Genomic DNA, 16,266 nt, shown 5'->3' with positions numbered 1-16,266 from the left:
TACTTCAACTCCGCGACTTCCATGATGCCGAAGTGGGAGTCTTCGCATCGGAGGCCTGATTGTTCTTCCGCGACGCGCGGAGCCCGTCCGAGATGTCGAGAGAGCGCTTCGGCCCCGATCGATGGTTCGCCGAGAGAAGGGGCCAGCCTGATCGTTGCGGCGGTCGCCGTATGCAGAACGGCGTCGACGCCGTCTCCGATCCCGGCGCCATTGACGGCGCAGGAATTCTGCAAAGGCGCATTGTCACGAAGCCGCGAAACGAGATCCATTTCGATCTTTCATTTAATGAAATAATTATTCGGGCATCCGTTGAGTGATCCTGTCGATCTCACGTGATGAGCGTCGTTCTTATTGCAAATACGTATTTTTTTGTCTAGCTTGCCGTCTACGTAAATTTCATTGAATGAAATAAATGTGCTTGAGTAAAAGCGAGCAATCAGCGGCCGGTCATCCCGTTTCCAGGCACATCGCAGGGGAAACTCACTCCGAGCGCGACCATGGCGATGATGGTCTCGTGGTGTCGGGCGTCATTCATGGCGTCGCCCCGCAGGCGAGCGAGATGCCGACTCTGCCGTGGGCGCAGTGCCGCGTCACAGCCCCGCGGTGAGACGCGCAGGCAGCTCTTCATTCAGTGCGATGTCACCCGCAAGCCTCGATCGAGCGCAACTAAGGTTCTTCAAGTGAGCGAATATTTTCCTTTCGATCCCCACCCGCATCCGCCGGCCAAGGCAATCCCGCAAGGAAGCTGCGACTGCCAGTTTCATCCGTTCGGGGATCCGTCGATCTATCCGCCCCGGCCGGGTGCGGCCTATCAGATGCCCAGCGCCACGATCGACAAGGCTCTCAACATGCACCGCGTGCTCGGCATCACGCGCGGAGTCATCGTGCAGGCCACGACTTATGGGCCCGACAATCGCGTGCTGCTCGACGCTCTCGCAGCCGCCGGAACGAATTATCGCGGTTGCACGGTGGCGGGCAGCCTGAAGTTGGAAGAACGGGAAGTCGCGCAGCTTGCCGCTGCGGGCGTGAAGGGCGCCAGATTCAACTTCCTGAGCCAGGTCAATCTCGCGACCTCGGCCGACGACTTCAACTGGTCCGCGGACCGCGCGCGCGAACTCGGCTGGTACATCAAGATCCAGCCAAGCGAGAACGGCATTCTCGATACGTTCGACCTGATCAAGGATCTCAAGCTTCCTGTGGTCATCGATCACATGGGCCGGCCGAATCTCGCCGATGCGTCCAGCTCCGTTCAGGCCGCCATGGTCGAGCTTCTCAAGCGCGGCAATTTCTGGGTCATGCTCTCGAACGGACACAAGTTCTCGCGCAGCGGCTCGCCGTGGGATGACGTCGTTCCGGTCGCGCAGACCTATATCGAGGCCGCTCCCGAGCGCGTTCTCTGGGCGACCGACTGGCCGCACCCGGTTTCGAAGACCCAACCGCCGAACGATGGTGACCTGCTCGATCTGCTGTTTCGCTACGCGCCGGACGAAGCGGTCCGGAAGCGGATTCTGGTCGACAACCCCGCTGATCTCTTTGGGTTCGGCTAGGTGGTCATGGCTTGCGGGACAGTTCGCAAAGACGAAACGAACCAATCAATATTCGGGACAAGGCAATGAACATCCGGCCAAATTCACTCGATGCCCGCGATATCGCGAACGTCCTTCATCCCTATACCAACGCGGTCGCGCATGAAGCCTCGGGGCCGATGATCGTCGAGCGCGGCGAGGGGATCTACGTATTCGACCAGGACGGCAAGCGCTACATCGAGGGGCTCGGAGGGCTGTTCTGCACCTCGCTCGGCTTCAGCGAGCCGCGCCTCGTCGACGCGGCGCATCGACAGTTGAAGCAATTGCCGTTCTATCACAGCTTCGGCGGCAAATCGCATCCAACGGCGATCGAACTCGCCGAGAGGCTTGTCGCGATTGCGCCGGTGCCGATGAGCAAGGTCTTCTTCGCGAACTCCGGTTCGGAAGCAAACGACACCGCATTGAAGATGGTCTGGTACTACCACAACGCCATCGGAAAGCCGCACAAGAAGAAGATCATTTCGCGTGTCCGGGCCTATCACGGGGTTACGGTGGCGTCCGCGAGCCTTACTGGCCTGGCGAACAATCACAGGGATTTCGATCTCCCCATCGATCGCATCCTTCACACCGCATGTCCTCTCCACTATCGCTACGCGAACCCGGCGGAAGACGAAGAGGCATTCGCTACGCGTTGTGCGCTGGAGCTGGAGCAGCTCATCTTGCGGGAGGGGCCGGACACGGTGGCCGCATTCTTCGCTGAACCGTTGATGGCATCCGGTGGCTGTATCGTGCCGCCTGATACCTACTATGCGAAGATCCAGTCGGTATTGCGCAAGTACGACATTCTGCTGATAGCGGACGAAGTCATCTGCGGCTTCGGCCGGACCGGAAACATGTTCGGGTGCGAGACGTTCGGCCTCGAGCCCGATATCGTCACGATGGCCAAGCAAATGTCGTCGGGTTATCAGCCCATCGCTGCGGTCATGATCAATGAGAAATTGTACGAGGCGATCCGGAATCTGAGCGGAACGATCGGGGTCTTCAGTCACGGATTTACCTACGGTGGGCATCCGGTCGCCACCGCGGTGGCCCTGGAGACGCTGAAGATCTACGAAGAGCGGGACATCGTCGGCCACGTGCGAGGCCATATGGGCGAATTCCAGGCGAAGCTACGTTCGCTTGGCGAGCATCCGTTGGTCGGCGATGCGCGCGGCTCCGGCCTGATTGGCGCGCTCGAACTCGTCAAGGACAAGGCCAGCAAGGAAAGTTTCGATCCGTCGTGGAACGTGGCGGCTCATGTCGGAGCGAGCGCGCTGAAGCGCGGACTCATCACCAGGGCGCTTGGCGATACCGTCAATTTCTGCCCGCCGCTGATCATTTCAGAGGCGGAAATTGCGGAAATGTTCCGGCTCGCGGAGCTCGCGCTCGACGATACGCTGGCTTGGCTGCAAGCCGGTCGGTGAATGGCCGCTCGATGAGGATCGAGCGCAACTCTGGCGCCCCTCGCCGGAAGTCGGGATTCCCGCGTCCACTTCGCCTACCGCTTGCCCCCGGCCGCCTCCGCGATCAGGTCGGCGATTTCATCGGGATGGGAGATCAGGCCCAGATGGCTCGCCTTCACCTCGATGGTCTTGGCTCCCATTCGCTTGGCCATGAAGCGCTGAAGATCCGGGTCGATCGTGCGGTCTTCGGTTGAAACGGCATAATAGCTCGGCTTCGATCGCCATGCCGCCTCCGTCGTCTTTCCGGCAAGCAGCGACTTGTGGAAGGGCTGCTGAACCGCATAGAGCACCTTTGCCTTCGCCCCCGGCAGGTCGCCGGCGAAGTCGCGGAGAAATGCCTCCTCGCTGAGGCGCCCTTCATCGCCGTCGAAGACGATGCCGGCCGTAGCCGGTGGCGTTGGATACTGCTTCGCCAGCGCCGAATAGTCCTCGCCGGCATCCGGTGCTCGCGCGGCGACATAGACGACCGCTGAGACCTTCGGATGCACTCCGGCCTCGGTGACGATCATTCCTGAAAATGAATGTCCGACGAGAACAGTCGGGCCGTCCTGCCGCGCCAGCACGCGTTGCGCGGATTCGACCGCTTCGGGCAAAGTCGTGAGCGGGTTTTGCACGGCTGTGACATTGAACCCGGCAGGCTGCAATCGCGCGATCACGTCAGTCCAGCATGATCCGTCTGCGAACAGTCCGTGCACGAGGACGATGTTGCGGGCCTTGGTCGGAGCATCGGTCGCGGCCATTCCGCGGCGGGAGATCAGCGCAGCGGTGGTCCCTGCGAGCAGGGCGGCCGTGAATGCACGTCTGTTCGTCGGCATCAATTCTCTCCTCGGTCGTCGTGTCTGTGTTCCTTCGTCGAATGAGCGGCATGGTCGCGCGCGCGGCTGGCCGTCACGGCGCTGTGGTCGCCTTCGTCGCCGCGGCGCTCAATGCCGCCGTCATCGCGCCCACGACTGTTTTCGTCTGCTCGTCCAGGCCGTGGCGACGGGTGAGCCAGGCGGGATCGTTGTAGGAAAGCCATGTTGTGCCCGACGCATCCTGCCAGACGAGCGCCTTGAGCGGCAGATCGATGCCGATCGCCTGTGCCGCCTGCATCAACGGCGTGCCGGCCTTGGCGTTTCCGAAGATCAACAAATCCGTCGGCCGGAGCGAGAGCCCGACGTCTGTGGCGCCGGCTGCGTGATCGATGTGGGCGAACACCGTCATGCCCTTGGCGCGCACCTCGGTTTCGAACCGCTTCATGGTCTCTTGCGGCCCGAAGCCGCTCTTGATCGATATCAGTCCGTCCGCGGCCATGGCCTGAACTCCCAATCATCGTATTGTTGCAGTCGGCGCGCGACCGGTGTTCCGATGCGCTCGTATCCCCGCATTTCACGTCTGCGGACGAGGCGATCTTGATCAGGCGACGTCCGTCGGTCTGATGATACCATAACAGAGAATCCGGCGATTGATGGGCGCGCCATCGACGCCGCGATCGCTTGCCGTGCGGGACGTGTCGCTTTTCGCGGCGTTTGGTGCGGCCGATCGCTGCGCGAGGCGTGATGAACTGAAGCGGAAGGCGGTCAGGGTGACGGGTGTGGGCTCCCGCGATCAGCGGGCCAGCCGCCAAGATTTAGCCGCCAAGATCTAGCCGCTGAGGATCCGTCGGCAGGCATCGACGAAAACCTGCGCGCCCGTGACGATATCGGCGTCGGCGGTGTTCTCGGTCCAGTGATGGCTGATGCCGCCGATGGAGGGGACGAACAACATGGCCGCGGGCATGATGGTCGCGAGCATCTGCGCGTCGTGGCCGGCCCCGCTGGGCATGCGGAGCGATCGCCCGTCGGCAAGAGCCTTGCTCGCCGCTTCGATGGCGTCCTGGAAGCCGGAATTCATCGAGGCGGGAGCGCCGATGCGGATTCGCTCGACATGCACGGTGCAGCGCTCGAGCGCGTTCACCTCGCCGGCCATCGTCCGCAGCAGGTCTTCCAGCCGCGCGACGACGGCCGGATCGTCGTCGCGGATCTGGAACAGCATTTCGGCGGTGCCCGGAATGATGCTCGGGGCGCCAGGATCGAGTGTGATCCGGCCGGTGGTCCACACCGTGCGGCGGCCGCACGCCGCCGGGAAGCGTTCGTCGATCGCCACGCAGAACTTCGCGAGCGCGAGTCCTGCATCCTTTCGTACAGCCATGCGGGTGGTGCCGGCGTGGTTCTGTTCGCCGACGAAGTTGATGCGATACTGCCAGATGCCGACGATGGACGTCACGACGCCGATCGCGAGGTGCCCGCTTTCGAGCGTATCGCCTTGCTCGATATGCGCCTCGAGATATCCGACATGCCGTCCCGGCTCGGCCTTGATGCGCGCGCGGCCGGCGAGGCCGAGCTCGCCGAGAGCCTCTCGCATGGTGCGGCCGCTGGTGCGGTCGCGGGCGGCGTCGATGTCGGCTTCGGTCACTTGGCCAACGAAGGAGCGGGAGCCGAGGAAGTGGCCGAAATGGCCTTCCTCGTCGCACCACGCGGCAACCTCGACCGCGCCCTTGAACGCGGGATCGGTGTTCAGCACACGCGCGGCTTCGAGCGCGTAGACGACGCCGAGCGGGCCGTCGAGCCAGCCGGCGTAGTTCTGGCTTTCGAGATGCGAGCCCGCCAGCAGCTTTGCACCAGGCTTGGCGCTGGTGCCGAAGACGTTGCCGATCCCGTCGATCGCGGCCGAGAGACCGGCGTCGGGCAGTTTCTGCACCAGCCAATCCAGAGAACGCTTGTGAGGCTCGGAGAATGTCGGCTTGTGCACGCCGGTCTTGTAGGTGCCGATGGCGCGGAGCGCATTGAGATCGGCGAGAACCCGCTCGCCATCGGCGCGCTGGGGATTGTCAGGCATGTTCGGCGACCTTCAATGCCTCGGTGCGGATCTCCTCGACCAGCCGTTCCTTGAGCTGGACGAATTCGGGCGTGGTCTTGATCTTGTAGGAGCGCGGATGCGGCAGGTCGACATTGATCTCGGCCTTGACCCGGCCGGGGCGTGCGCTCATCACGACGACGCGGCTGCCGAGGAAGATCGCTTCCTCGATGTCGTGGGTCACGAACAGCACGGTTTTCTGGTCGCGTTCCCAGATGCCGAGCAGCATTTCCTGCATCAGCGCCCGGGTCTGGTTGTCCAGCGCGCCGAAAGGCTCGTCGAGCAGCAGGATCTTCGGGTCGTTGGCGAGCGCGCGGGCGATCGCGGTACGCTGCTGCATGCCGCCTGAGAGCTGCTTCGGCCAGTGGTTCTCGAAACCGGACAGGCCGACTTGCCGGATCAGCGCGTCCGCAACCTTGTGGCGTTCGTCCTGCGGTACGCCACGCTCGCGCAGGCCGAAGGCGATGTTCTCCCGCACGGTCAGCCACGGGAACAGCGTGTAGGACTGGAACACCATGCCGCGATCGGCGCCGGGGCCGGTGACCTCGCGCCCATCGAGCGTGACGCGCCCGCTGGTCGGGCGATCGAGACCCGCGACGATGCGAAGGAGCGTGGACTTGCCGCAGCCCGAGGGGCCGAGGATGGTCACGAAGTCGTTGTTGCCGATCAGGAGATCGGTCGGCTCCAGCGCCCGGGTCGGAGCGTTGCCGTGGCGCGCGGGAAAGGTTCTGGAAACCTGTTCGATCCTGAGCGTGGTCATGCGAGCTTCCATGGAAACAGCCAGGCATTGAATGCCTTGAACAGGAAGTCGGAGACGAGGCCGATCAGTCCGATCACGATGATGCCGAAGATGATCTGGCCGGTATTGAGCAGCGCCTGGCTGTCGGTGATCATGTGGCCGATGCCGGAAGAGGAGCCGATCAACTCGGCGACGATGACATAGGTCCACGCCCATCCGAGCACCAGCCGCAGAATCTCCGCGATCTCAGGTGCGGAGGAGGGCAGCAGCACGCGGCGGATGATGCCGCGGTCGCTGGCCCCCAGCGTGTAGGCGGCCTCGACCAGATCGCGCCGCGTGGCGCCGACGGTGACGGCGACCATCAGGATGACCTGAAACACCGAGCCGATGAAGATGACGAGCAGTTTTTGCAGTTCGCCGATGCCGGCCCACAGGATCAGGAGCGGAATGAAGGCGGAGGCGGGCAGATAGCGCGCAAAGGAGACGAAGGGTTCGAGGAACGCCTCGACCGGCTTGTAGGCGCCCATCAGCACGCCGAGCGGCACCGCGATGATGGCGGCGAGCGCAAAGCCGCCGATGACGCGCCAGACCGTCATGCCGATATCGAACACGAAGCCCTGCTTCGTCAGCAGGTCGAAACCTTCCTGAACCATCGTCAAGGGGTTGGCGAGGAAGGTCTTCGACACATGGCCGCCGAACGTCGCCCAGGACCAGAGGGCGACGAACAGCACGAAGAACGCGAAGCCATAGGCGACGCGCTGCTTCGATGTCACGGGATCCAGGGGACGCATCAACGATCTATCCGGGCAGTGAAGGGGTTTGCCGGCCCCGCCGTGAGACGGCGCCGGCAGCTATCGAGAAGGTTACTTGATGAAGCTCGCGTCGAAGAGGTCCTCGACCTTCGGCGCGGCCTTGATGATGCCGATCTCGAGCAGGAGGTCCGCAGCTTCCTTGTTAAAGGTCAGGAAATCGCCGGCGAAGAACTTCTGGTTCGCGGCCTTGTCCTGCCAGCGCAGATACTTCGCCGAGTTGCCGAATTGCTCACCGGTCTGCTTCACGTCGGCACCCATGATCTCGTAGGCCTTGGCCTGATCCTTGGCGATCATGTCGAGCGCCTCGAAATAGCTGTCGGCGAGTGCCTTGGCAGCCTTGGGATTCTCGGTGAGGAATTTCGGCGTGCAGCCGAACGTGTCCATTACCATGGGATAGTCCAGCGTGGTCGCGATGATCTTGCCCTTGTCGGGCGCCGCGCGAACCGTCGACAAATACGGCTCGTAGGTCATCGCGGCATCGTTCTGCCCCGACACGAAGGCCTGCGCGGCCGCGGCCGGCTCGAGGTTCACCACGGTGACGTCCTTCACCGTAAGCCCGTTCTTCTTGAGCATCCAGGCCAGCGCGAAATAGGGCGAGGTGCCGGGCGCGGAGGCCGCGATGGTCTTGCCCTTCAGGTCCTTGATCGCCGCGACGTCGTTGCGAACGGCCATGCCGTCGGCGCCGTAGCTCTTGTCGAGCTGGAAGATCTGCTTGGTCGCGACGCCGTTGGCGTTCCACGAGATCCAGGTCTCGACCGTCGTCGCCGCGCATTGCACGTCGCCCGAGGCGATCGCGAGGTGGCGGTCCTTCTGCGGGATCTTCTTGATCGTGACGTCGAGACCGTTCTTCTTGAAGATGCCGGCTTCCTTCGCCAGCGTCAGCGGCGCGAAGCCGGTCCATCCGGAGATGCCGACACCGACCTTGACGTCGTCGGCGAGCGCCGGAGTGGAGGCCGCGAGGGCAATGATTGTCGCAAATACTTTCGAACTACGCATGATTGTCGTCCTCTTGCCGATCGATGGATTGACGTCCTGTAGATCTCGTCATGTCGGTCCATGCGGACCGTTGCCCGAGCCGTTGCACGAATTGTGCCGACATCCTTCTCTCAGCCTCCCTTGAATCGGGCGACAAGGCGGTGAGAGTCACCGGGATAGAGCAGCCGCACGGCGGTGATCGTGCGTGCGCTGCGCCATGTATAGCGGTCGATCACGAGGCAGGGCGCGCCGACGGCAATGCCGAGCGCTTCCGCCGTGCGATCATCCGCAACAATGGCGCTGATCGTATGTTCGGCCTCTGTCCATGGGACATGATGAAGCAGCCAGGAGCCGGGCGGCTCGCGCGCGAAGTCCGCGGTCGCGGCCTCCGGCACCGATGAAAGGTCGATCAGCCTGTCCTCGGCGGCAAAAGGCACGTTGTCGGCGCTGTGCCGGCAGGCGATCGCGACAACCTTGCCGGCGTTCTTCACGCCGAGACGGGCGCGGTCCGCGGCAGTCGCCGTGCGAACCTTGCGATGGATGAGCTCGTAGCCATAGCTGCGGCCGAGCGCGGTGATCTCGGCGCGGATGTCGGCGATCTTCAGCACGGCGGACAGATGTTGCGGACGGCGCACGAAGGAGCCCGCGCGCCTTCGCCGCTCGATCAGATCGGCCTGCGCGAGTTCCGAGAGCGCCTTGTTCACGGTCATCCGCGAGCAGCCGTAGCGCGCGACCAGTTCGTGCTCGAACGGAATGCGATGGCCCGGCGGCCATTCGCCGGTCAATATCCGCTTCTCGATGTCGGCCCGGATGCGCTTGTAGAGCGTCGGCTTGTCGGCCGCGTCGGCGGCAAGGCTCATGCGACGAGCCTCCGCACGGATGCGTTGAAGCGTTCGCGCGCGGCCTGGCGCAGCCTGTGTCGGCCGGCTTCGACGACCTTGTCGCCGCCGGCCCAGACGCAATCGATCGCGCTGTGGCCCGCCGCGAAGATCCAGCCGTCGATGACGGCATCGCCGCGGCGTCCGGCCAAAGAAGGATGCGTGGTATCGAGCGTTACGATGTCGGCGCGCGCGCCCGGCGCAAGACCGATGCCCGTTTGTGCCAATGCCTGCGCCCCTCCGGCGAGGGCGCGGTCGAACAGCGTGCGCCCGGTCGATGCGCCGGCGCTGCCGGACAGCACGTTGCGCTCGCGATGTCTCAACCGCTGGCCGTATTCGAGCTGGCGCAGTTCGTCGTCGACGCCGACCATCACGTTGGAATCGGTGCCGACACCGAATATGCCGCCGGCGCCGAGGAATTCGCGCGCCGGAAAGATGCCGTCGCCGAGGCTCGCTTCGGTGACGGGGCAGAGGCCGGCGACCGCGCCGCTCCGCGCGAGCGCGACGGTTTCCGCGTCGGTCATGTGGGTCGCGTGAATGAGGCACCAGCGCCGGTCGACCGGCGCATGCTCCAGCAGCCATTGCACCGGCCGCAGGCCCGACCACGCCAGGCAATCCTCGACCTCTTTGGTCTGTTCGGCGGCGTGAATGTGAACCGGACCGTCCTCGGCGAGCGGAACGATCGCCGGCAGTTCGTCCGGCGCGACCGCGCGCAGGCTGTGCGGCGCGATCCCGATATTGGCATCCCGCAGCCCGCCGATGGCCTTGCGCGAAGCCGCCATCAGCGCGGCGAACTGATCGACCGAGCAGACGAAGCGACGCTGCCCGGCATGCGGCGCTGCGCCGCCGAAAGAGCCGTGCGCATAAAAACTCGGCAGCAGGGTGAGGGCGATGCCGGAATCCGAGCAAGCCTGCGCGATGCGCGCGGCCATCTCGGCTGGATCGGAATAGGGCGATCCGTCGCGGTCGTGATGCAGATAGTGGAATTCGCCGACGCGCGTGAAGCCCCGCTCGAGCATCTCGACATAGAGAAGTGTCGCGACCGCGGCGACGTCGTCCGGCGTCATCGCCAGCGCGAAGCGATACATGGTCTCGCGCCAGGTCCAGAACGTGTCGGTGGCGTTGCCGCGCAATTCGGCGAGGCCCGCCATGCCGCGCTGGAAAGCGTGGCTGTGCAGGCTCGCAAGTCCCGGCAGCGCGATGTCGTGCCGCTCGTCGCCGGGGGCCGGTGCCGCGCCCGGCGTCACCGACGCGATCGCGCCGGCGGTGACGACCACCTGCACGTCATTGGTCCAGCCAGAGGGCAGGAGCGCTGAGGCGAAATGCAGTCGGGTCATATTTCCAACCGGCTGGACAGGGCGGCGACACGATTATATGTCTAGACATATATGTCAAGCATCCCAGGGCCCGAAGGGACACGAGCATGGCAGAGCGTTTCGACCGGATCTGGCATAACGCCCGGCTCGCCACCATGCGGGCGGACCGCCCCGATCTCGGAGAGATCGAACGAGGCGTGATCGCCGCGCGCGACGGCCGCATTGCCTATGCCGGTCCGCAGGCTGATCTACCGATGGGAGCGGACGCCGCCGAACGGATCGATTGCGAGGGCCGCTGGATCACGCCGGGCCTCGTCGATTGTCACACCCATTTGGTCTATGGCGGCGACCGCGCGCATGAGTTCGAGCTGCGCCTGAAAGGCGCAAGCTATGAGGAGATCGCGCGCGCCGGCGGCGGCATCGTCTCGACTGTGGCTGCCACACGCAAGGCGCGCGAGGCCGACCTCGTCGCAAGCGCGCTGCCGCGGCTCGATGCGTTGATCGGCGAGGGCGTAACCACCGTCGAGATCAAGTCCGGCTACGGCCTCGACACTGAAACCGAGATGCGCCAACTCGCCGCCGCGCGCAGCCTCGGCCATCAGCGCCAGGTGGCGATCCGCACATCCTTTCTCGGTGCGCATGCGCTGCCGCCCGAGGCCGACGGCGACAAGGACCGCTACATCGATCTCGTATGCAGCGAGATGCTGCCCGCGATTGCAAAAGCGGGGCTTGCAGATGCCGTTGATGCCTTCATGGAAGGCATCGCATTCTCTGCCGAACAGACGGCGCGCGTGTTCGAAGCGGCGCGTGGTCTGGGTCTGCCGGTCAAGCTGCATGCCGACCAGCTCTCGAATCTCGGCGGGGCGGCTCTCGCCGCAGAATTCGCGGCGCTCTCGGCCGATCATCTCGAACATACCGACGAGGCCGGAGCGGCCGCGATGGCGAAGGCCGGGACGGTGGCCGTGCTGCTGCCCGGCGCCTTCTATTTCATTCGCGAGACGCAGAAGCCGCCGGTCGATGCGTTCCGCAAGCACGGCGTCCACATGGCGCTCGCCACCGACTGCAATCCCGGCAGCTCGCCGCTGACTTCGCTGCTGCTGACCATGAACATGGGCGCGACGCTGTTCCGGCTGACCGTCGCCGAATGCCTCGCCGGCGTCACCCGCGAGGGTGCGCGGGCGCTTGGCGTGCTGCATGAGGCCGGCACGCTCGAAGCCGGCAAATGGTGCGATCTCGCGATCTGGGACATCGAGCGTCCCGCCGAACTCGTCTACCGCATCGGCTTCAACCCGCTGCATCGCCGGGTGTGGAGGGGGCAATGACGGAGCCCGCGGCACCGATCATCGTCAGGCCGGGTGCGGTCGGCTTCGATGATCTTGCGCACGTGCTTGCAGGCGCTCCGGTCGTGCTCGATCCGTCGTTCTGGCCACGTGTGGAGGCCGCGGCGGAGATCGTCGCGAAAGCGGCGCGCGCCGACGTTCCCGTCTATGGCATCAATACCGGCTTCGGCAAATTGGCGTCGCGGCGCATTCCGCCCGATCAGACCGCGCTGCTCCAGCGCAATCTGATCGTCTCGCATTGCTGCGGCGTCGGGGCGCCCACGCCTGAGCCGATCGTGCGGCTGATGATGGCGCTGAAGATCGTTTCGCTCGGACGTGGCGCCTCCGGCGTGCGCCGCGAGGTGATCGAGCAATTGCAGGCCATGCTGGCGCGAAATGTCTGCCCGCTGGTCCCGCAGCAGGGCTCCGTCGGCGCCTCCGGCGATCTCGCCCCGCTCGCGCACATGACCGCGGTGATGATCGGCGAAGGGCAGGCGATCGTCGGCGGCAAGCCTGTGTCCGGTCGCGAGGCACTCGCCGCCGCAGGTCTCGCGCCGGTGACGCTCGGTCCGAAGGAAGGACTGGCGTTGATCAACGGCACGCAGTTCTCGACGGCCTACGCGATCTCCGGCGTGCTGCGCGCGTTTCACCTGGCCCGCGCCGCGCTCGTGACCGGCGCGCTGTCGGTCGATGCCGCGATGGCATCGACGGCGCCGTTCCGTCCCGAGATTCAGGCCCTGCGCGGCCATGCCGGACAGGTCGCCGCGGCGGCAGCCCTGATGGCGTTGCTCGATGGCAGCGACATCAGGCAATCGCATCTCGAAGGCGACGAACGCGTACAGGATCCCTATTGCCTGCGGTGCCAGCCGCAGGTCGCGGGGGCCGCGCTCGACCTGATCACGCAGGCCGCGCGAAGCCTGATCGTCGAGGCCAACGCCGTCACCGACAATCCGCTGGTGTTGGTGGAGACCGGCGAGATCGTGTCCGGCGGAAACTTCCACGCCGAGCCGGTGGCGTTCGCCGCCGACCAGATCGCGCTGGCCCTGTCGGAGATCGGTGCCATCAGCGAACGCCGGATCGCGACGCTGGTCGATCCCGCCTTGAATTTCGGCCTGCCTCCGTTCCTGACGCCGGATCCCGGGATCAATTCCGGCTTCATGATTGCCGAGGTCACGGCGGCCGCGCTCTACGCCGAGAACAAGCAGCGCGCGCTTGCCTGCTCGATCGATTCGACGCCCACCAGCGCCAACCAGGAAGACCATGTGTCGATGGCGGCGCATGCCGCGCGGCGTCTCTCCGACATGGCGGACAATCTCGCGGCGATCCTCGGCATCGAGCTGCTGGTAGCCGCGCAAGGCATCACGCTGCGTGCTCCGCATGCGACCAGTGCGCCGCTCGTGGCGGTCATCGCCGCCTTGCGCGAGCAGATCCCCGAACTCGGCGCCGACCGCTACATGGCCGGCGATCTCGCCGGCGCGGCTGCACTGGTCGAGGCCGGTGCGTTGCCCGCCGCTGCGCTCTCGACGCTCCCGAACGATCCGTTTCCGCGACTTGCTTGAAGAGGCCTTTGCATGAACCGCCGACTGGACAACGACCGCACCATTCGCGCCCCCCGTGGCAGCGAGATCAGCGCGAAGAGCTGGCTGACGGAGGCGCCGCTGCGCATGCTCATGAACAATCTCGATCCCGAGGTCGCGGAGCGTCCGAGCGAACTCGTCGTCTATGGCGGCATCGGCCGTGCGGCGCGCGACTGGGACAGCTTTGACCGGATCACGGCCGCATTGCGTCAGCTTGACGGCGACCAGACCCTGCTGGTCCAATCCGGCAAGCCGGTCGGTGTCTTCCGCACCCATGCGGATGCCCCGCGCGTCCTCATCGCCAACTCCAACATCGTGCCGCACTGGGCGACGCTCGACCATTTCAACGAGCTCGATCGCAAGGGCCTGATGATGTACGGCCAGATGACGGCGGGCTCGTGGATCTATATCGGCAGCCAGGGCATCGTGCAGGGCACCTACGAGACCTTCGTCGAGGTCGGGCGCCGCCACTATGGCGGCAGTCTTGCCGGCAAATGGATCCTGACCGCCGGTCTCGGCGGCATGGGCGGCGCGCAGCCGCTGGCCGCGACCATGGCCGGCGCTTCGCTGCTCGCGGTCGAATGTCAGCCGAGCCGCATCGAGATGCGGCTGCGCACGGGCTATCTCGACCGCCAGGCGGCGACGCTCGACGAGGCGCTTGCGATGATGGCGGAAGCCGCGAACACCGGAACGCCGGTGTCGATCGGTCTGCTGGGGAATGCGGCCGAGATATTCCCCGAGCTGGTGCGTCGTGGCGTGAAGCCCGACATCGTCACCGATCAGACCAGCGCGCATGATCCGATCAATGGCTATCTGCCGAAGGGCTGGACGCTCGCCGAATGGGAAGCCAGGCGTGCATCCGATCCGAAAGCGGTCGAGCGCGCGTCGAAGACATCGATGGTCGAACACGTCCAGGCCATGCTGGACTTCCACGCGCAGGGAATCCCCACGCTCGACTACGGCAACAACATCCGGCAGATGGCGCAGGACATGGGCCTGAAAAACGCCTTCGACTTCCCCGGCTTCGTGCCCGCTTACATCCGTCCGTTGTTCTGCCGCGGCGTCGGGCCGTTCCGCTGGGCCGCGCTTTCGGGCGATCCGGAAGACATCTTCAAGACTGACGCCAAGGTCAAGGAGCTGATGCCGCACGACAAGCATCTGCACAACTGGCTCGACATGGCCAAGGCGCGCATCAAGTTCCAGGGCTTGCCGGCGCGGATCTGCTGGGTCGGCCTCGGCGATCGCGACCGCCTCGGTCTCGCGTTCAACGAGATGGTGGCGCGCGGAGAGCTGAAGGCGCCGGTCGTGATCGGACGCGATCATCTCGACAGCGGCTCGGTGGCGAGCCCGAACCGCGAGACCGAGGCGATGCGGGATGGATCGGACGCGGTGTCCGACTGGCCCCTGTTGAATGCGCTGCTCAACTGCGCGAGCGGGGCGACCTGGGTGTCGCTCCATCATGGCGGCGGCGTCGGCATCGGTTATTCGCAGCATGCGGGCATGGTGATCGTCGCCGACGGCACGCCGGAAGCGGCGAAGCGCATCGAACGCGTGCTCTGGAACGATCCGGCGAGCGGCGTCATGCGCCACGCGGATGCGGGCTACGAGACCGCGATCGAAAGCGCTCGTGCCAACGGGCTCGATCTACCGAGCCTGGCGAAATAGCTCTGCCGCTGGCTGAGGCCGGTGGCGGCTATTTCTTCTCCAGCGCCGCAGTCTGCTTGGCGAGTTGCTTGTCGAAATCCTCCGACAGGCCGCCTGCATAGGCTGCGAGTTCGCCGGGCTTGACGAACGGGTTCGGCGCGCCGTCCTTCATCTGCGCGCGCTTGTCCTGCATGCCGTAGACTTCCGGGTGCGGTCCGAGCAGCACGTCGACCTTCATCGCCTTGGCCTTGGCGAAGGTCGCGCGGTAGTCGTCGACGATGCCGGGATAGGTCGGCTGGCCGACCAGCCGGTTCAGCGCCACCGTGCCGCTGCAGAAGAACAGCACTTCGCGATCCTGGTTGCCGTCCTTGACGGTCATTTCCCAGCTCGTGCAACCCGGCGAATGACCGGGCGTTTCGTGCGCGGTCAGCGTGGTATCGCCGAGCGTGACCTTGTCGCTTTCCTTGACGGCACGGTCGACCTTCACGGCAGGGAAGGCGAGGTCCTCGTTCTTCTCGTCGCCGGGATAGTAGCCGCCCTCGAGCAGGGCCTTGTCGCGTTCGCCAGCGATCAGTTGCGCTCCGGTCTCCTTCTTGATCTCGGCAAAGCCGCCGGTGTGGTCGAAATGGGCGTGTGTGTTGAGGATGATCTTGATGTCGGCTACGTTGAGGCCAAGCTTTGCGATGTTGTCCTTGATCATGCCGGTCGATTGCGGAAGCGCCGTATCCATCAGGATGAGGCCCTGCGAGGTCTTGATGACGTAGACCGCGATGCCGTCGGTGCCGACATAGTAGATGTTGCCGATGAGTTGGAACGGCTCGAACGGCGCAGTCCATTTCTTGGTGACGGCTGCGAGGAAGTCCTTGACCGTCTGCGCCTGTGCAGCCGGTCCGAATAGAGCCAGCGCGCAAAGCGCCGCAGCGAGCTTCTTCATCGTTCTCCTCCCCGGTTTTCTTGTCGTTTGGTTCGGGCCCGGCCGTCGGATGGCGCGCTGCCGGAGCGCAGGCTACGTCGCAGGAGGCCGGGCAGGCAACCGCCTCGTGTCAGGAATATTTCGCTTGCCGTCGGGGAATAGACCTGGCGTCCCGGCCGAACACGGCAGGT

The 16,266-nt window shown here is 64.9% G+C and carries 15 protein-coding genes; 6 read left to right on the top strand and 9 right to left on the bottom strand.

Annotation, left to right across the window (positions count from 1 at the left end; all coding sequences use genetic code 11):
• Window positions 1-59: 59 nt before the first annotated feature.
• The 3 genes from QM712_RS00740 (at window position 60) to QM712_RS00730 (ending at window position 2,989) form a co-directional block, all read left to right on the top strand.
• Window positions 60-317: a hypothetical protein gene (locus QM712_RS00740; protein ID WP_415021097.1), complete on the top strand. Its 258-nt coding sequence runs from the start codon at window positions 60-62 to the stop codon at window positions 315-317.
• Between the two features lie 363 nt (window positions 318-680).
• Window positions 681-1,547: an amidohydrolase family protein gene (locus tag QM712_RS00735; RefSeq protein ID WP_415021096.1), complete on the top strand. Its 867-nt coding sequence runs from the start codon at window positions 681-683 to the stop codon at window positions 1,545-1,547.
• A gap of 65 nt (window positions 1,548-1,612) precedes the next feature.
• Window positions 1,613-2,989 carry an aspartate aminotransferase family protein gene (locus QM712_RS00730; RefSeq protein ID WP_415021095.1) on the top strand — a complete coding sequence of 459 codons (1,377 nt, stop codon included), beginning with the start codon at window positions 1,613-1,615 and terminating at the stop codon, window positions 2,987-2,989.
• Window positions 2,990-3,063: 74 nt separating this feature from the next.
• Here QM712_RS00730 and QM712_RS00725 read toward each other — a convergent pair whose 3' ends face one another.
• The 8 genes from QM712_RS00725 to QM712_RS00690 form a co-directional block, all read right to left on the bottom strand.
• Window positions 3,064-3,843 carry an alpha/beta fold hydrolase gene (locus QM712_RS00725; protein WP_415021094.1) on the bottom strand — a complete coding sequence of 260 codons (780 nt, stop codon included), beginning with the start codon at window positions 3,841-3,843 and terminating at the stop codon, window positions 3,064-3,066.
• 73 nt (window positions 3,844-3,916) lie between these two features.
• Window positions 3,917-4,321 (bottom strand): DUF302 domain-containing protein, encoded by a 405-nt coding sequence (locus QM712_RS00720; RefSeq protein ID WP_415021093.1) that lies wholly within the window; start codon window positions 4,319-4,321, stop codon window positions 3,917-3,919.
• 330 nt (window positions 4,322-4,651) lie between these two features.
• Window positions 4,652-5,884, bottom strand: a complete 1,233-nt coding sequence (locus QM712_RS00715) for a Zn-dependent hydrolase (RefSeq protein WP_415021092.1) — start codon at window positions 5,882-5,884, stop codon at window positions 4,652-4,654.
• A complete protein-coding gene (locus QM712_RS00710) occupies window positions 5,877-6,662 on the bottom strand; it encodes an ABC transporter ATP-binding protein (protein ID WP_415021091.1) in 786 nt (261 codons plus the stop codon). The genes QM712_RS00715 and QM712_RS00710 overlap by 8 nt, the downstream gene beginning before the upstream one ends.
• The gene (locus QM712_RS00705) at window positions 6,659-7,432 is read right to left on the bottom strand and encodes an ABC transporter permease (RefSeq protein ID WP_415021349.1); all 774 of its coding nucleotides are present in this window, start codon (window positions 7,430-7,432) and stop codon (window positions 6,659-6,661) included. Before QM712_RS00705 ends, QM712_RS00710 begins: the two co-directional genes overlap by 4 nt.
• 72 nt (window positions 7,433-7,504) lie before the next feature.
• The gene (locus QM712_RS00700) at window positions 7,505-8,449 is read right to left on the bottom strand and encodes an ABC transporter substrate-binding protein (protein WP_415021090.1); all 945 of its coding nucleotides are present in this window, start codon (window positions 8,447-8,449) and stop codon (window positions 7,505-7,507) included.
• 110 nt (window positions 8,450-8,559) lie between these two features.
• A complete protein-coding gene (hutC, locus tag QM712_RS00695; protein ID WP_415021089.1) occupies window positions 8,560-9,288 on the bottom strand; it encodes a histidine utilization repressor in 729 nt (242 codons plus the stop codon).
• Complete coding sequence (locus QM712_RS00690) at window positions 9,285-10,643, bottom strand: formimidoylglutamate deiminase (protein ID WP_415021088.1); 1,359 nt, start codon at window positions 10,641-10,643, stop codon at window positions 9,285-9,287. Before QM712_RS00690 ends, hutC begins: the two co-directional genes overlap by 4 nt.
• A gap of 86 nt (window positions 10,644-10,729) precedes the next feature.
• On the opposite strand from QM712_RS00690, the gene hutI reads away from it, so the two are divergent.
• From hutI to hutU, 3 genes are read left to right on the top strand one after another with little or no spacing between them, the layout of a single operon-like run.
• On the top strand, window positions 10,730-11,944 hold the full coding sequence (gene hutI, locus QM712_RS00685) for an imidazolonepropionase (protein ID WP_415021087.1): 1,215 nt from the start codon (window positions 10,730-10,732) through the stop codon (window positions 11,942-11,944).
• Window positions 11,941-13,500, top strand: a complete 1,560-nt coding sequence (hutH, locus tag QM712_RS00680) for a histidine ammonia-lyase (RefSeq protein WP_415021086.1) — start codon at window positions 11,941-11,943, stop codon at window positions 13,498-13,500. The genes hutI and hutH overlap by 4 nt, the downstream gene beginning before the upstream one ends.
• A 12-nt stretch (window positions 13,501-13,512) precedes the next feature.
• Window positions 13,513-15,183 (top strand): urocanate hydratase, encoded by a 1,671-nt coding sequence (gene hutU / locus QM712_RS00675; protein ID WP_415021085.1) that lies wholly within the window; start codon window positions 13,513-13,515, stop codon window positions 15,181-15,183.
• Window positions 15,184-15,211: 28 nt separating this feature from the next.
• Here hutU and blaBJP read toward each other — a convergent pair whose 3' ends face one another.
• Window positions 15,212-16,096, bottom strand: a complete 885-nt coding sequence (gene blaBJP / locus QM712_RS00670; RefSeq protein ID WP_415021084.1) for a BJP family subclass B3 metallo-beta-lactamase — start codon at window positions 16,094-16,096, stop codon at window positions 15,212-15,214.
• Window positions 16,097-16,266 lie beyond the last annotated feature (170 nt).

The organism is Bradyrhizobium sp., from assembly GCF_047605465.1.
Taxonomy (GTDB): Bacteria; Pseudomonadota; Alphaproteobacteria; order Rhizobiales; family Xanthobacteraceae; genus Bradyrhizobium.
The sequence above is the reverse complement of the archived record's forward strand: the minus strand, read 5'-3'. Positions and strand labels throughout refer to the sequence as shown.

Excerpts from the sequence above, each read along its gene's own strand:
- QM712_RS00730 (WP_415021095.1), top strand. The coding sequence starts at position 1,613 with ATGAACATCCGGCCAAATTCACTCGATGCCCGCGATATCGCGAACGTC.
- QM712_RS00725 (WP_415021094.1), bottom strand. The coding sequence starts at position 3,843 with ATGCCGACGAACAGACGTGCATTCACGGCCGCCCTGCTCGCAGGGACC.
- QM712_RS00720 (WP_415021093.1), bottom strand. The coding sequence starts at position 4,321 with ATGGCCGCGGACGGACTGATATCGATCAAGAGCGGCTTCGGGCCGCAA.
- QM712_RS00715 (WP_415021092.1), bottom strand. The coding sequence starts at position 5,884 with ATGCCTGACAATCCCCAGCGCGCCGATGGCGAGCGGGTTCTCGCCGAT.
- QM712_RS00710 (WP_415021091.1), bottom strand. The coding sequence starts at position 6,662 with ATGACCACGCTCAGGATCGAACAGGTTTCCAGAACCTTTCCCGCGCGC.
- QM712_RS00705 (WP_415021349.1), bottom strand. The coding sequence starts at position 7,432 with ATGCGTCCCCTGGATCCCGTGACATCGAAGCAGCGCGTCGCCTATGGC.
- QM712_RS00700 (WP_415021090.1), bottom strand. The coding sequence starts at position 8,449 with ATGCGTAGTTCGAAAGTATTTGCGACAATCATTGCCCTCGCGGCCTCC.
- hutC (WP_415021089.1), bottom strand. The coding sequence starts at position 9,288 with ATGAGCCTTGCCGCCGACGCGGCCGACAAGCCGACGCTCTACAAGCGC.
- QM712_RS00690 (WP_415021088.1), bottom strand. The coding sequence starts at position 10,643 with ATGACCCGACTGCATTTCGCCTCAGCGCTCCTGCCCTCTGGCTGGACC.
- hutI (WP_415021087.1), top strand. The coding sequence starts at position 10,730 with ATGGCAGAGCGTTTCGACCGGATCTGGCATAACGCCCGGCTCGCCACC.
- hutH (WP_415021086.1), top strand. The coding sequence starts at position 11,941 with ATGACGGAGCCCGCGGCACCGATCATCGTCAGGCCGGGTGCGGTCGGC.
- hutU (WP_415021085.1), top strand. The coding sequence starts at position 13,513 with ATGAACCGCCGACTGGACAACGACCGCACCATTCGCGCCCCCCGTGGC.
- blaBJP (WP_415021084.1), bottom strand. The coding sequence starts at position 16,096 with ATGAAGAAGCTCGCTGCGGCGCTTTGCGCGCTGGCTCTATTCGGACCG.